Below are 16,632 nucleotides of genomic sequence, written 5' to 3' on the forward strand. Positions count from 1 at the left end.
TTGCCGCCATCCGCCGCCCGCTTGTACGTTCCGGGGCAATGGTAAAGGAGGCTTGCGAAAGATGGCTGCCGGAATCGGCGAAACCAATCGGAAAATCCATCTGGATTTCCATACGCCCCATTGGGTGAAGCAAGTCGGCGCGGATTACGATCCCGAGCTGCTGGTCGCCACATGGAAGCGGGCGAACGTCAACGCGGTCACCGTCGTTTTCGGCTTGTGCGCGTGCGGCAACGCCTATTACGAATCGGATGTCGCGCCGGTTCATCCCGCGCTGCAGCGCGATCTGCTGACGCCGCTGCTGCCTGCGGCCGAGCGCGAGGGCATCAAGGTATACGTCCATTTCGCGCCCGGCATCAACGACCGGGCCGTGATCGAGCATCCCGAATGGGCGATGGTCAGGCGAGACGGGACGCGGCTCGATACGAACGGCGGCAAGGAGTGGGGCTGGCCGTGCTACAATTCGCCGTTCGTCGCGGATTGGCTCTGGCCTCAGCTCGCGGAATTCGTTCCGCGGTTCCCGAATATCGAAGGCGTGTTCGTCGATATGGTCATGTATGCGGACGAGACGTGCTTCTGCGAGTTTTGCCGTCGCCGGGCCGGCGCGCTCGGACTCGACCTGGACCGGCTGACGGACCGGGATCGGCTGCAGGAGCTGACGCTGAACGAGTTCATCGAGCGGACGCGAGCGATCGTAAAGAACGCCAATCCCGACCTGTCGTTCACATGCAACTGCCGCAACTTCGTCGGCGGCGTCCGGAACGGGAACCTGGACTATCTGGAGCTGGAAGCGCCGATCACGTGGAACAGCTACTATTACCCCGTCCTGTCCCGGCACATTCGGACGCTGGGCAAGCGGGCGGGCGGCATGACCACGCGTTTTCCGAAAAACTGGGGCTATTTCGGCAGCCTGATCAACGAGGCGCAGCTGAAATTCGAATGCGCTTCGATTCTGGCGACGCTCGGCTCCTGCTGCATCGGCGACCAGCTTCATCCGTCGGGCAAGCCCGACGCAGGCGTATATGAGCTGATCGGAACTGTCTATGGCTTCGTAAAAGAGCGAGAAGCGTGGGCGCTGGATGCCGCCACGGTTCCGTATATCGGCGTCGTGGCCGATCGCCAGCGCAACCTGGGGGCGCAGGAGGTTCGCGACGGATACGAAGCGGCTCATCAGGCTCCGGCCTCGCTGTACGGCGCGGGGCTCGCCTTGCTGGAAGGCAGCCGTCACTTCGACGTGCTCGACGAGGAGAACGGTCTCTCCGGCTACCGGCTGCTGTGGCTCCCGGAGAACATCACGCTCGATCCGGCGCTGGCGCCGAAGGTCGAACGATATGTCGCGGAAGGAGGCCGCCTGCTCGTGACGGGCGGCACGCTGTGGGAGCAGCCGGTCTGGCGCGACACGCTCGAACGGCTGGCGGGCGTTCGCCTGGCCGGGATCGAGGCGGCAGACGGCGGCTACGTTCAGCCCGTCCCTCCTTATGCGGATCGGATGCCGGACGCCCCCTGCTTCGTGAAAGGCCGCTTCCCTCGCTGGACGCTGCAGTCCGCGGACGCCGTCAAGGCGGCGAGCACGTTCCGTCCCTTCGAGGATATTTCCCTGGACCGCAGGTTCGGGCATTTTCACGCCCCTGCCGGGGAAGAGGCGGAGGCGCCGGGCGCGGTCGTCCACCCGTACGGGAAAGGGATGGCGGCGGTCGCAGCCGCTTCGCTGGGAGCCGATTACTTCACGATCGGCAGCCGGCACGTTCGGCAGATGGCGCTGAACCTGATCGACGCGTTGCTGGAGCCGGAGCATCGGCTGCTCGAAGTGGAGGCGGATTCGCCCGCCGTCGAAGTGTCGCTGATGAGTCAGCCGGGCCGATGGGTGCTGCACCTGATCCAGTACGCGGCCAAGCGAATGACGGAAAATACGGTGATCGAGGAAGCGCCGCCGCGCTATCGGATTCCGGTGACGCTGCGGCCGCCGGCGAAGCCGCGCCGCGTCGCGCTCGCTCCTTCGGGCGAGGAACCGATCTGGACGTGGGAGGACGGCGCCGTCCGACTGGTCGTCCCGGAGCTGCGTCTTCATCAGATGGTCGTATTCGAGTGGGAGGAAGAGACGGAATGAGCGAGGCGCGGCAGATGACGGTATATGTCGCGGCGGACGGCTCGGATGCCGGTTCCGGCACGCTGGGCGAGCCGCTCGCCTCGCTCGCCGAAGCGCTGTCCCGAACGCGGAAGGCGGAGACGGGCGCCTTCCGGCGCATCGTCGTGCGCGGAGGCAGCTATTACGACGTCGCCCTTGAGCTGACGGAAAGGGATAGCGGTCTGACGATCGAAGCGTACGAAGGCGAGCATCCGGTATTGTACGGCGGCAAGCCGCTCGTCCAATGGGAACGCCGCGGAGACTGGCTGGCGGCGAAGCTGGAAGGGGCCGAGGCGCATTCGCGCGCCATACGGCTGCTGGAGATCGGCGGCGAGAGCCGGCCGCGGGCGCGCCTGCCGGAGAGCGGCGCGTTCCGGCACCGGAACCGGTTCGACGCGCAGTGGATGTCGACGCTGGCCGGAGGCTGGGAGCGGCCGCCGACCGAGGAGGAACTGACGGTGCTCCGTTATGAGGAGGAGGATCTCGGCCCTTGGCTGGATGAGCAAAACGCGGAAATCACGGTGTACCACGAGTGGGACGAATCGCTGGTCGGCGTTCGCGCGGTGGACGCAGCGATGCGGACAGTCTTGTTCGCGGAATGTCCCGGTCATCCGCCCGGCGCGTTCGCGGACCGCAACGAACGCGCCCGCGAATATGTCGTGTGGAACGTGAGTGAAGGAATGACGAAGCCGGGTCAATGGTTTCACGACCGCGCCGCCGGCGAGATCGTCTATTGGCCGCGGCCGGGGGAGCGCGCGGACCGGCTGAACGCGGTCGTCCCGACGCGCGGGCACGTGTTGCGTCTGCGCGGCGGAGTGCGCAACGTGGTCGTGCGCGGACTGGCGTTCTCCTGCGCGGCGGCGGCTCTTGTTCCCGGCGGGTTCGCGGCATCGGAAGCGAGCGCTGCGATCGTGGCCGAAGAGGTGCGCGACGTCTCGTTCGCGAACGTGACCGTCCGGCACGCCGGCGGCTGGGCGTTCCGCCTTCGGGGCGAGCGGATCGGGCTTCTCGGCTGCCTCATCCATCATACGGGAGCCGGCGGCGTTCACTATGAAGGGGATTCCATCGCGTTGTCTCATTGCCAAATCCGCGAGATCGGCCTGGTTTACGGGAGCGCGGTCGCGGTGCTGGGCGGCGGAAACGGGAACGCCGTCCGGCATTGCGATATACGCGACACGCCTTACAGCGGCATCGTGGATACGGGAAGCGATTCGGACATCAGCGGCAATCTGTTCTACCGCGTCATGACGTTCATGAAGGACGGGGCCGCGGTTTACTGCACGGGAAGCAAAAGGACGCGGGTGACCGGCAACGCCGTGCTGGCCGATCCGGGGCGGAAGGCGCGGAGCTACGCCTACTATCTGGACGAATTGTGCGAGGATGCGACGGTGGAAGGCAACCTGGCGTTCGAGACCGGCCTGCCGATGCTCAGCCACATGACCCGGAACTGCCGCTATGCCGGCAACGTGTTCTGGGACAGCGGACCGCAGCGGATCGAGGCGGCGAACACGTTCGGCCTCTCGTTCGAGCGCAACGTCCTCGTCGCGGAACGCATCGACTTTTACGCGCCGCGCGGCAATCCCGGCCATCGCGCCTCGAAGTTTGACGCGTACCCGTCCATGAGCGCCTATTCGAGCGCCGACGGGTTCGCATCGCTCCGGGATAATGTGATGTACAGCCGGAGCGGGTCGATCGTTTTCCACGAATACGTCCATTACGAGGTTGTGAGCGAATTCCCGCTGGCGCCGGAGGACGGGAACGTCTTCGCGGATCCCGGGCTGACGGGATTGCCGTCGGGAGAGATCGGCTGGGAGCCTTCATCTCCGGCGGGCGCAAACGGCATCCGGCCGCTCGCGCTGGCGAACGCCGGCTGCTCGCGCGGCTATGCCGAGCTTTATCGAATCTGCGGAGGTGCATAAGTAAGATGCGAAACGATTTTGCGGAACGAACCCGATGGTTCAGGGAAGCCCGATTCGGGATGTTCATTCATTGGGGCCTGTATGCAATCCCTTCGCGGGGCGAATGGGTCCGGAGCCTGGAGAAGCTGTCCGTGGAAGAATATCGGCCTTTTTTCGAAGAGTTCGATCCGGTCCGTTACGATCCGCGGCAGTGGGCGAAGCTCGCCAAAGCGGCCGGGATGAAGTACGCCGTCATGACGGCCAAGCATCACGACGGCTTCTGCCTGTTCGACAGCAAGCTGACGGATTACAAGGCGACGTACACCCCGGCGGGCAGGGATCTGATCCGCGAATACGTCGAGGCGTTCCGGGAGGAAGGCTTGCGCGTCGGACTCTATTATTCGATCATCGACTGGCATCACGACGATTATCCGGCCTACGGCGACAAGATCCACCCGATGCGGGACAACGAGGCGTTCAAGAACAAGCCGATCGAATTCGGCCGCTACCTCGACTACATGCACGGACAGGTGAAGGAACTGCTGACGAATTACGGCAAAATCGACGTCATGTGGTTCGATTTCTCGTACGACGACATGACCGGAGAGAAGTGGCGGGCGACCGAGCTCGTGCGGATGATGCGGTCCCTTCAGCCGGACATCGTCATCGACAACCGGCTTGGCGGCAACATCAAGGCGGCGGCTCCCGAGGAGTACGCCGGCGACTTCGCCAGCCCCGAGCAGATGCTGCCTGCGGAAGGCATCGCGAACGAAGCCGGGCGTCCGATTCCGTGGGAGGCATGCATTACGCTGAACGATCACTGGGGCTACTGCTCTTCGGACCGCAACTACAAATCGGCGAAGACGGTCGTGCGCGGGCTCGTCGAATGCGTGAGCAAGGGCGGCAACCTGCTGCTGAACGTCGGTCCGGACGCCAAGGGCGTCATTCCGCACGAGGCGGTCGAGATCCTGCGCGAGGTGGGACGCTGGATGGACGCCAACGCGGACAGCGTCTACGGCTGCGGCGCCGCTTCGCTGCCCAAGCCGGAATGGGGACGGTATACGCAGAACGGGAACAAGCTGTACGCCCATCTTTTCGACCGGGGGATGGGACCGACTTCGTTCGCCGGCATGAACGGGAAAATCAAGCGGGCGAGGCTGCTCGCGGACGGGGCGGAGATCAAGGTGGAGACGCCGTGGATGGCATACGAGTACCCGGACGACGCATTTGTCACGCTCGGCGGCGCGGAGCTCCCGGACGGCATCGACACCGTCATCGAGCTGGAGCTGGCGTAAGCCGGATCGGAGGGACGGGACCATGTACGGGAAAAAGGAGCTGTCCGGCCCTTGGCTGCTGCGCGGCTCGGACGGACAGCGCGGCGGCGTGAAGACGTTCCATCTGCAAGAGACCGACGAAGCCAAATGGATGGAGGCGAGCGTACCGGGCGAGGTGCATCTGGAGCTGATCAAGCGCGGTCTGATCGGCGAGCCGACGGAAGGGCTGAACGCCTTGGCGGGCCGATGGGTGGAGGAGAACCTGTGGGGCTACCGGACGACGTTCGCGGCTCCGGACGAGGCGGTCGCGGGCCATGCCTGGCTCGTATTCGAAGGACTGGACTACGATGCGAAAATTTACTTGAACGAGGAGCTCGTCGGCGGGCACGACAACTTCTTCCGTCCGTGCAAGCTGGATGTGACGGGCAAGCTGCGCCGCGACAATCTCCTAGTCGTCGTGTTGAACGGAGGCCTGCACGCGGCGGGGAACCGGTCGGTCGAAGGGTATTACGAGAACTCCTATGACCATGTCCTGCACAAACGGATCTGGCTGCGCAAGCCGCAGTGCTCGTTCGGCTGGGACTGGTCGGCGCGGTACGTCAACGTCGGCATTCACAAGTCCGCATTCCTGGAATGGACCGACCGGGCGCGAGTCGACGATATCGTCGTCCTGGCGGATGTCAACGAAGCGATGGACGAAGGGACCGTGTCGGTCCGCGTCTTTGCCGAGGGCTGCGGGGCAAACCCGGGAATGGCGGAAGTGACGGTGCGTGTGAGCGGCCGTTCGGAGACGGAACAGGCGAACGAAGGCTGTGAAACGCAAACGTGTCGCCCGGAGTCGGAACTTGTGAAAGGTGGCGGCGAAGCGCGAACTTGCTGCGGCGAGACGGTGAGGACGTTCGAGCTGGCGGAAGGAATGAAGCGGCTGGACGCGGAGGTCCCGGTCCCGAAGCCGCGGCTGTGGTGGCCGTCCGGCCATGGCGAACCTCATCTGTATGAGGTGACGGTGCAGGTGCGGGTCGGCGGGGAGCTCGTGTGCGAGCGCGTCAAGCGAACCGGATTCCGGCGGTTGGCCGTCAACCAGAGCCCCCATCCCGCGGGAGGCCGCTGCTTCATTCTGGAAGTGAACGGCAAGCCGATTTTCGCCAAGGGGGCCAACTTCATTCCGGCGGACATGATCTTCGTTCGGGCCGACCGCGCCCGCTACGAAGGGCTGATCGATCGGGCGCTGGAAGCGAACTTCAACTTTCTGCGCGTCTGGGGCGGGGGCGTTTACGAAACGGACGATTTCTATGAGGCGTGCGGCGAGCGCGGCATCATGGTATGGCAGGACTTCGCGTTCGCCTGCGCGGCGTATCCGACGACGGACCCGGCCTTCATGCGCAACGTGAAGCTGGAAGCGGTCCACAACGTCCGAAGGCTGGCCCATCACCCGAGCCTCGTCATGTACTGCGGCAACAACGAGAACGAATGGCATACGCACCGCTGGGACGAAGACGAGAGCGAAGGGATCATGTATCCCGACCATGCGTTCTATCATCACGTGCTGCCCCGCATCGTGCGGGAGGAGGATCCGGGCCGATACTATCAGCCGAGCAGCCCGTATTCTCCGGACGCCTTGTTCCCGAACGACGATTCGGCGGGGGACCAGCATCCGTGGTCGGTCGGCTTCGACAATACGGATTTCCGGGAATATCGCGGGCTGACGAGCCGGTTCCCGAACGAAGGCGGCATTCTCGGGCCGACAAGCCTTCCTGCCATGCACGCCTCCATGCCGGAGGGTCAGCGGCACGTTCTGTCCTTCGCCTGGCAGCAGCACGACAACGCGCTCGACTCCTGGTTCCCGCTCTCGGCGCCGGACCGGCAGGTTCGGGAGTGGACCGGACTGGAGGCACGGGAGCTGTCGGTCGAAGAGTACGTCTATTACGGCGGGCTGATCCAGGGGGAAGGGCTGCGGGAATACATCGACAACTTCCGGCGTCGGATGTTCGACAGCGCTTCTGCGATCTTCTGGATGTTCAACGATTGCTGGCCGTCGACCCGGAGCTGGACGATCGTCGATTATTTCCTGAACCGCACTCCCTCCTTCTATCCGGTCAAAAGGGCGTTTCAGCCGGTATCGGTCGTCGTCGTCCGGGAGTCGGACCACGTCCGCGTGTTCGGCATCAACGAGACGGACGCTTCTTGGCGGGGCGAGCTGCACTGCGGCTTCTTCACGCTCGGTGGAACGTACGCGACGGATCGGCGTCTTGCGGCGGAAGTGCCGCCCAACCGGTCCGTCTGCCTGGCCGAGTTCGGCGCGGCGGAGTGGGACGCTTCCGGGATCCGCGACACGCTGGCGTTCGCGCGGCTGATGCGAGACGGCGAGACCGTTGCGCGCAACCGGCTGATGCTGCCCCGCTTCGCGGAGATGAACTGGTTGCCGGTTGACGTTGACGTTCGCCGGGACGGCGAATACGCGGTGTTCCGGAGCGACCGGTTCGTCTGGGGCGCATGCATCGATTTGAACGGGGACGCTCCGCTTCCCGACAACTTCTTCGACGTGTGGCCGGGGCTCGAGCACCGGATCGCCTGGCCGAGGGAACGAGAGCTTCCGCGCATTCTCTATGTCGGCAATGCGATCAAGGCCCGGCAGGCCGAGCAAAATCATAACTCCTGAACGACTCCGTCGTTCGAAAAAAGCCGCGAAGGAATCTTCCTTCGCGGCTTTTTGAATCCTATAGAAAGCAGAATACGCTGCGAACGATGCGTCCGGCAAAAAAGAAGGTTCAAACGGGAGAACGAACAGGAATTTTGCAACTGGAATAAAAGTGGACACCAACTTTAGAAGAGCCAGATAATAAGCTTGTCTGGGAGGTGTTCACATGGGTGAGCAGCGGCAGCACTACAACGAAGAGTTCAAACAGCGCCCCGGAGCGCGAACGAAAAGCCAAGGATCGCCGGATTGCCCGATGTAGAGGAGGAACTGGCGATCGTAAAAAAATGCCGGCCGACCGGCGCAGAGGGAGAACGGGACGAATGCAGGGGGCGATTTCTCGCGCATGGTATAATCGCGGTAAAAATCCACTGAACGGAGACGATTCGCGCATGTCCTGGATGACGGAAGCCGGAACGGAAAGGGATCTCGACTTGGAGACGTACGCGCTGCCGGATTTCCGGCTCTCGCTGCAGCTGGGCGGCACGCATTGGCGCCAGGTGAGGGAGGGATGGTCCTATCCCAGGCACAACCACCTTCTGTTCGAACTGAACATCGTTCTGGAGGGGCGGCAGATCACGACCGTCGACGAGACCGAGTTCGTCCAGACCGAAGGCGACTTGCTCTTCATTCAACCGGGCCGCGTTCACGAGAGCCGGAACGGGCAGGCGGCTCCGATGACGTATTTCTGCCTGCATTTCGACATCGAAGACGCCGCCGTCTATCGGCGGATGGAGCGGATCGGCAACGCGCGGATCGCCGCCGATTCGGAGCTGGCGATAAAGCTTCGTCCTTGGCTTCTGCAAATGGCGAGGCCGCCGGAGCCGGGGGCCGACGGCGATGCGGACGCCGGCTTTGCCTTGCGCGCAGCCATGCTGAACGTGCTGCTCGCTCTCGGCGACTATGCCGCTTCCGAAGAAGCGGATCAGCCGGCGCTTCCTTCGCATCCGGGGTGGCAGTCGCCGGCCATGCAACGGTTGCGGGAGCAGTATGCGTTGGAGAAAAAAGTGGAGGACCTGCTCTGCGCCTCGGAGGATGACGGCCTGATTGCGGACAAATCGCTCTTCCCGCCGTTTCAGTGGGTCGGCTTGTTCTCCATTGTGATCCCGGATCGCGGCTTCTGGACGAAGCCCGAGCGATTCATGGCGAAGATCCTGCTCGACGATGCGTTGTCCGGACACGGCATCGCGGCCGTCGTCGTCGGCGAACAATCGCTCACGGCCGTGCTGTTTTCGGATCGGGCCGCCGTTCCTCCCATGGAGGAGTACGCCGCCCGGTGCAAGGCGCTGCTGGAGAAAAATCTCAAGGTCGCGATCCGGCTCGGGGTGGGCGGAGCGGCCCCGGAAGCCGGCAAACTGCGCGACTTGTACCGGCTGAGCTTGCGCCGGCCGGGAATGGCGGAGCCGCCGCCAGCGAAACGGAATAGCTTCGAATTCATGAGCCGGACGGTCCGGTTGGCTCTGCTGACGATCGAGACCGAATTCGGCAACCCGGACTTGACGCTCGGCCTGCTCGCCAAGAAGCTCGGACTGACGCCGAATTACGTGAGCGCGTTGTTCCGGACGGAAACCGGTCAGACGTTCACCTGGCATTTGTCGCGCATCCGCATTGAACGCGCGAAGACGCTGCTGAGGGAGACGAATCTGAAAATCTTTCAAGTCGGCCGACAGGTCGGTCTCGCCGATCAAGCCTACTTCAGCCGTTTGTTCAAGCGGACGGTCGGAATCAGTCCCAACGATTACAGGGCAAGAGCCCGGCCGGGGCCGGGATCCTCAGTCTCCGAGTCCATCGTAGAATAATCCAAGAAAACCTTTTCTAGTCCATTGTTGCGCAGACGGGCGGATGTCATACTGGATGTGAAATTCAGCGGAGGGAGAGTTCGGATGTACAAGGTGCTGGTCGTGGACGACGAGCCGTTCATGCTGGAAGGCTGGAAAACGATGGTTGACTGGAACTCGTGCGGATACGAATTATGCGGCACGGCGACGGACGGAGAGGAGGCGCTCGCCTCGATTCGCGCCTGCGAGCCGGACCTGGTCGTGACCGATATCCAGATGCCTGTGCTCGATGGGCTCGGACTGATTCGAATCCTTAAGGAAGAAATGCAATTAAACATGAAAATAGTCATCGTAAGCGGTTATCCTGAATTCAGCTACGCTCGGCAGGCGCTCCGCTATCAGGTGGACCACTACGTCCTGAAGCCTCTCGTGACGGAGGAGATTCACCGGCTGCTGCTGGAACTGGCCGGTCCGCTGGAAGAACTCCGCCGCACCAGTGCCATCGCCCAGAAGGAGCAGACCGCCGCGGCCGCTTCGGCCATCGTCGCCTTGCTCAAGAACGGAGGAGCCGGCGCGGTCCGATCCGCGGAACGGCTCCTTGGAGCCGACGAGGGAACGCGCTGCAGCCTGCTCATCGCCGAATCGGCCGCCGGGCCGGACGGCGGCGTTTTTGCGACGGCCGGGAGCGTACAGCCCCGGCTGAGGAAGCTGGCCGACGCCGGCATCGGCGGCGCGTCGCGGACCTGGCATTTCGAGGAAGCGCCGGGCCGGGCCGGCTTGCTCGTTCTGGACGACGGGCGAAGCGGGGAACGGTTCGATGTTCGGCTTGCGGAAGCGGCCGCGACGATGGCCGCCGACCTGGGGGACTTGGCGGTCTACTGCAGCGGCAGCGCCCGCGGGCTCGCCTCCGTGCCCGAGCTGTACCGTCAGGCGATGGAAGCGCGCGGCCTCGCGAGGCTCGGGCCGCACAGAGGCCTGCACCTGTATCGGGAGCGAGCCGCAGACGGCGATTATCGTCTGGAGGAGATTACAGCCTGCGCCGAAGCGCTGCTTCGGCTGATCGACGAGGGCAATCCGGAGGGCGCCGGCCGCTCGGTGGACGGCCTGCTTCAACGATTGGCCAGAGAAGGAGCCCGCGAGGGCTGGGTGGAAGCGGCCGCCCGGCGTATCCGCGGCGAGCTTCTTCGACGGTATGCCGACCCGGACGACGACGCGGCACCGTGGACCGGCGACACGCTGAAACGGCTGTGCGTCCGGGCGGCGGAGCGGCGAGCGCGAGCGGCGGAGCCGGAACGTGCTCACGGATCCGGAAGCGCCGTCGCGGAAGCCATCGAATACCTGAAGCTTCATTACCGGGAAAAAATCCAGCTCCAGGAGCTGGCGGAGCGATTTCGCTTGAACCCCGTTTATTTCGGGCAGCAGTTCAAGCGGGAGACGGGCTCCTGCTTTAACGATTATGTTCACGGCCTTCGGATCGAGGAGGCCCGCAAGCTGCTTCGCCGAACGGACATGAAGATGTCCGACATCGCCGCGACGCTGGGCTATCACGACGCCCAATACTTTACGGATAAATTCAAAGCGCTTACAGGAGAGCTGCCGTCTTCATACAAAAACAAGCGGAGGGGGGAGCGGCGTGCGGAGCAAAGCCCGAGTTTTCCATAAAGTGAACGACATTCCCCTCAAATACAAGTTCCTGCTCATCTATCTGCTCTGCGTTCTTCTTCCGATCATGACGATCAATATTTTCTTCTACCAGCGCAATTCCGCGGACATCAAAAGCCGCGAGCAGGACAACCTCCGCAAATCGATCGAGCGGGCGTCCGGCGAGCTTCTCGGCATGATCGACGAAGCCGTCGCTCTCAGCCATTCGATCGCCGGCGACGACGCGATCTACGAGGCGCTGGACCGCAAATACGAGACTCCGGTCGATTATTACGACGTGTACAACGGTTTCCTGAGGGATAAGCTCACGCGCTATATGTCCGCCAATATTTTGGAAGTCCGTATTTTCACGAACAACCGTACGATCCAGACCGGCTCGAACTATCACGTGATCGGCAACGTATCCGTCGAGCTGCCGTGGCTGGAGCAGCTGAAGCAGTCGGACGGCAACATTGTCGTCGTCGCCTATAACGAGAACTCGACCTTCACCCCCGGCAAGCGAATCAGCGTCGTCAGCCGGATGAACACGTTCGCTTCGTACGGGAAATTTGACAAGTATCTGCTGGTGGATCTGAACGTAGGCAAAATATCCAGCATTCTGAACCGCGAGATCGACAGCCTGCAGCTTCGCCTCGTAGACGATCGGAACCGGGTCGTGGCAGCCAGCTCCCTCGCCGGCAAGCAGCAGGAACCGCTTCTTTCCCGTGCGCCGGACACCGCTGCGGGCGGCAAGCCGGGGTACGTGATGGAACGGGAGATCGGGGACGTCAGCTATCTGAAAGGCTGGAAGCTGGTCGGGGTCGCGGATACCCGCCACATCGACAGCCTGCTCGGCGACGCCCGGCGCTCGATCTTCTGGCTGGCGATCATCAGCACGTTTATCCCGTCTTTGCTCATATTCATCATCCTCCGATCCTATCATTTCCGGGTGAAGAAGCTGTCCCGCCACATGGAGAAGTTCCGAAGCGAGAAGTTCGACCGGATCGACATCCAGGAAGGCCGAGACGAGATCGGCGGTTTGATCCGGACGTTCAACGCCATGACCGGCAAGATCACCTCGCTCATCAACGACGTCTACAAGCTGGAGATCCGGCAGAAAAGCTTCGAGCTGGAGCGGGTGCGCACCGAGCTCTCCATGCTGCAGAGCCAGATGAATCCGCACTTCCTGTTCAATACGCTGAACGCTTTGCTGGTCGTGTGCACGAAAAACGGGTATACCGACGTGACGGAGATCATCAAGAACCTGTCGCTGCTCATGCGGCGGCTGCTCAGCCGGACGGACGGCCTGGTGCCGGTCGAGGAGGAGCTGCAATTCACCTCGATGTACTTGCAAATCGAGAAGTTCCGGTTCGGCAGCTTGTTCCATTACGACTTCGACGTCGATCCGCGGACGCTGCCGCTGCTCATCCCGCGCATGAGCATTCAGCCGCTCGTCGAGAACGCGTGCAAGCACGGGCTGCAGGCCCGCAAGGACAACCGGACGATCCGGGTCGCCGTGAAGCTGACGGAGCGCGCGCTGGAAGCGAACGTCATCGATAATGGCGTCGGCATGGAAGAAGGCAAGCTGAAGCAGCTGATGGAAGATGTCCGGTCCGACCGGGCGATGGACGGCCATGTCGGCATTCGCAATGTCTACAGGCGATTGGAGCTGTTCTATCGGGAGAACGTACGTTTTGTCGTCGAGAGCGATCCGGGAAGCGGGACCCGGGCGGGCTTTCGAATTCCGCTCGCGAGGCTGGAAACATCCGACTGTCAAAAGGAGGCATGACACATGTACAAGGTGCTCTTGGTCGACGACGAGCCGTTCGCCATCGAAGGACTGGAGCTTCTGATCGATTGGGAAAAACGAGGGTTCCGCGTCGAAGGCGCATGCGGCAACGGAGAAGAGGCGATCCGCAGAATCCGTCTGGACCCGCCCGATCTGGTCGTGACCGACATCCGCATGCCGGTTCTCGACGGTTTCGAACTGATCGAAGGCACGCGGCGTATGGGCAACGACTCCACCCTCTTCGTCATTGCGAGCGGGTACGACGATTTCGAGTACGCGCGGCGGGCGATGCGCCTGGGCGTTACGCATTACCTGACGAAGCCGGTCGTCTCCGAAGAGGCCGACGAATTGCTGGGACGGCTCGAGAATGAGCTCCGCGAGCGCGAACGGCGCCTGCTGATCCGCCACAGCGCGGACCGGTACGCGGCCAGCCATGCGCTGTCCGTGCTGCTCTTCGGCGGCGAGGATTCCGAACGGCGGGAGGCGCTGCGAACGCTGTCCCCTCTGGCGGAGCAAGCGTTCGCATGGGCGTATCTGCACGTCGGGACGGACGAAGAAGGCTTGGGCGCGGTCCGCGAAGCGGCTCTCGGCATGGCGGAGGAGCTCGAATGCTGCCACCTGATCGATTGCGACCGGGGAGCGTTCGGGCTCGTTCTAGGTTTAAAGCGCTCCGACCGGGAAGAGATCCAGATCTTCGCGAATCGCCTGCTTCCGGCTTTGCAAGAGGCGACCCCCGGACGGATCGGCGTGGCGGCCGGCCGCGTCGTCGAACGCCTGGACGACTTGTCCGTCTCGTATCGCAGCGCGGCGGAAGCCGAGCGATTTTTGTTTTTCGGAACGGGGCAAGTGATCCATTACGAGGACATCCGGGGCAAGACGCTGTCCTCCGACCCGGGAGCGCTGAAGGCGGCGGACGCCATCGTCGAGGCGGTGGAGAACGGCCGGCCGGACGAATTGGAGGCGGCGGTGCGCGAAGCGTTCCGCACGTTCGAAGCACGGATGACGCTTCCGGAGCTGGTCGGCATCTTCTGCACCCAGGTCGTGCTCCGCTGCGCCTCGGTTTATAAGGAGCTCGGGGGCGATCCCAACGAGCTGATCAAGGAAGCGGGACTGGATGACGGCGTCCCGCCGGGCAGGCACTTGCGGGAGTCGGCGGAATCTCTGACCCGCTTCTGCCTGAAGTGCCAGTCCGCCGCGTTCCGGCTGCGGGATCGCCGGACCGGCGGGACGCCGGCCAAGGTCGCCGACTTCCTGCGGCGGAATTACACGGCGTCGTTCACGATCAAGGAGATCGCGGAACGGTTCTATATCAATCCCGTCTACCTGGGGCAGTCTTTCTCGCGCAAATACGGCATGGGCATTCTCGATTATATCCACGATCTTCGAATCGAGGAAGCGAAGCGCCGGCTTCGCGAGACGGACGATGCTTCGTATACGATCGCGGAGTCGGTCGGGTACCGGGGCTATCAGCATTTCCTGAAGCAATTCGAGAAGCGGCTGGGCATGAAGCCGGCCGATTACAGGCTTCTATCCTCCCCGTGACGCCCGGCGGCAAGGCCGGGGAGAAGGCGGCAACCTAAAATTAAGGGGGGATAGAGCTTAAATCTGATTATGTTGCAACCGCATACATTTCTTCATAATGAAGAAGCAAAGTCAAACGGATTTCGAAGGAGGAGCATGACATGGGGGTTTCGACAAGAAAGAAGCTTTGGGGCTCGGCATCGCTGGCGCTCGCGCTCAGTCTCGCGCTTGCCGGATGCAGCGGCAATAACAACGGCAATAACGCGGGCGGCAGCGCGGACGGCGGTTCCTCGCCGAGCCAAGGGGCGGCTTCGGGTACGGCGTCCGCTTCCGCCGGCGGAAGCGCCGAGGCGTCGACGGGCGACGATCTGAAACCGATTACGATCTCGGCGTTCATCGGTTCGCCGAATCAGGCGCCGACGCCGGACAACCGGATCTACAAGAAGATCAAGGACGAGCTGGGCGTTACGCTCAACATGGAATTCCTGGTCGGCGACTTGCAGCAGAAGCTCGGCGTCATGATCGCAGGCGGCGACTATCCGGACCTCATCACGGCCGACCCGAAGCTCGTGACGGCCAAAGCGGTCATTCCGCTGGAGGATCTGATCGACAAGTACGGGCCGCATCTGAAGGAGCACTACGCGGCTTACTGGAATCGAATGAAGGATTCCAGCGACGGCCATATTTATTGGCTGCCGAACTATGGCGCCTATACCGGAGAGGTTCATAACACCGGCCCTTATGAAGGCCCGGCCTTCTTCATTCAGAAGCAAGTTCTTAAGGAAGCGGGCTGGCCGACGCCGAAGACGCTGGACGATTACTTTAAGCTGATCAGCGACTACGCGGCGAAGCATCCGACGACGAGCGACGGTCAGCCGACGATCGGCTTCACGACTCTCGCATACGACTGGCGAACGTTCCCGCTGACCAACGCGCCGGAGCATCTAAGCGGTCATGCGAACGATGGCGGCGTCGTAGTCGACAACGGAGTCGCCTCCGTATTTGCCACCCAAGATATCTCCAAGACTTATTACAAAAAGCTCAACGATATTTATAACCAAGGCTTGATGGACAAAGAAGCCTTCGTGCAGAACTATGACCAATATTTGGCGAAGATTTCGTCGGGCCGCGTGCTCGGCATGTTCGACCAGCGTTGGGACTTCGAACAGGGCGAGAACGAGCTGGTCGCTCAAAACAAGATCGGCGAAACCTATGTCGGCTTCCCGCTGACCTACGATGGCGTCAAGGACCACTATCTCGACCGCGCCGTCATCAACCTGAACAACGGCTTCGGCATCAGCAAGGATGCCAAAGACCCGGTTCGTATCATCAAGTTCCTTGACGCTCTCGTGACCGAAGACTGGCAGAAGACGCTGCAGTGGGGCGAAGAAGGCGTCGATTACGAAGTGGACGCGAACGGCAAATTCTACCGCACGCAGGAACAGCGCGATCAGCAGAATGATCCGACCTGGAAGCTGGCCAATAAAGCCGATGCATTATGGGGCTACGCGCCGAAGATGGAGGGCACTTACAGCGACGGCAACGCTACGGGACCGGGCGGTCAACCGGACGAGTTCTATGCTTCGCTGAAGCCGGAGGACAAGGAAGTGCTCGACGCCTACCAACACAAGACTTGGTCGGAGTTCTTCTCCCCCGCTCCGGAGAATCCGGTCTATTATCCGGCCTGGCAGATCGATCTGATCGACGGCTCCGATGCCTCGGTCGCCAACAAGCAGATGACGGACGCTACGCTTAAGTATTTGCCGAAGGCGATCATGTCCAAGCCGGACAAATTCGACTCCGTCTGGGACGAATACGTAAATGCTTACAAGAAGATCAACGTGAAAGCGTATGAAGATCGGATCAACTCGCAAATTCAGTGGCGGATTCAGAACTGGACCAGCAACTAACGGA

At 62.4% G+C, this 16,632-nt stretch carries 9 protein-coding genes; all 9 read left to right on the plus strand.

What is annotated here, in order from left to right:
• Positions 1 to 61: 61 nt before the first annotated feature.
• The 9 genes from H7C18_RS08370 (at position 62) to H7C18_RS08410 (ending at position 16,628) form a co-directional block, all read left to right on the plus strand.
• A complete protein-coding gene (locus H7C18_RS08370; RefSeq protein WP_185128570.1) occupies positions 62 to 2,104 on the plus strand; it encodes an alpha-amylase family protein in 2,043 nt (680 codons plus the stop codon).
• Complete coding sequence (locus H7C18_RS08375; RefSeq protein ID WP_185128571.1) at positions 2,101 to 4,041, plus strand: right-handed parallel beta-helix repeat-containing protein; 1,941 nt, start codon at positions 2,101 to 2,103, stop codon at positions 4,039 to 4,041. Before H7C18_RS08370 ends, H7C18_RS08375 begins: the two co-directional genes overlap by 4 nt.
• Positions 4,042 to 4,046: 5 nt before the next feature.
• Positions 4,047 to 5,315, plus strand: coding sequence for an alpha-L-fucosidase (locus H7C18_RS08380; RefSeq protein ID WP_185128572.1), 1,269 nt, complete (start codon positions 4,047 to 4,049; stop codon positions 5,313 to 5,315).
• 22 nt (positions 5,316 to 5,337) lie between these two features.
• Complete coding sequence (locus H7C18_RS08385; RefSeq protein ID WP_185128573.1) at positions 5,338 to 7,953, plus strand: glycoside hydrolase family 2 protein; 2,616 nt, start codon at positions 5,338 to 5,340, stop codon at positions 7,951 to 7,953.
• 428 nt (positions 7,954 to 8,381) lie between these two features.
• On the plus strand, positions 8,382 to 9,788 hold the full coding sequence (locus H7C18_RS08390; RefSeq protein ID WP_185128574.1) for an AraC family transcriptional regulator: 1,407 nt from the start codon (positions 8,382 to 8,384) through the stop codon (positions 9,786 to 9,788).
• Between the two features lie 84 nt (positions 9,789 to 9,872).
• Entirely contained in the window at positions 9,873 to 11,429 is a 1,557-nt protein-coding gene (locus H7C18_RS08395) for a response regulator (protein WP_185128575.1), read from the plus strand.
• The gene (locus H7C18_RS08400; RefSeq protein ID WP_185128576.1) at positions 11,401 to 13,197 is read left to right on the plus strand and encodes a histidine kinase; all 1,797 of its coding nucleotides are present in this window, start codon (positions 11,401 to 11,403) and stop codon (positions 13,195 to 13,197) included. The genes H7C18_RS08395 and H7C18_RS08400 overlap by 29 nt, the downstream gene beginning before the upstream one ends.
• A 3-nt stretch (positions 13,198 to 13,200) precedes the next feature.
• Positions 13,201 to 14,739: a response regulator gene (locus tag H7C18_RS08405; protein ID WP_185128577.1), complete on the plus strand. Its 1,539-nt coding sequence runs from the start codon at positions 13,201 to 13,203 to the stop codon at positions 14,737 to 14,739.
• A 140-nt stretch (positions 14,740 to 14,879) separates the two neighbouring features.
• Positions 14,880 to 16,628: an ABC transporter substrate-binding protein gene (locus H7C18_RS08410; protein ID WP_185128578.1), complete on the plus strand. Its 1,749-nt coding sequence runs from the start codon at positions 14,880 to 14,882 to the stop codon at positions 16,626 to 16,628.
• Positions 16,629 to 16,632 lie beyond the last annotated feature (4 nt).

Origin of the sequence: Cohnella zeiphila (assembly GCF_014212055.1) — a bacterium.
Classification (GTDB): domain Bacteria; phylum Bacillota; class Bacilli; order Paenibacillales; family Paenibacillaceae; genus Cohnella; species Cohnella zeiphila.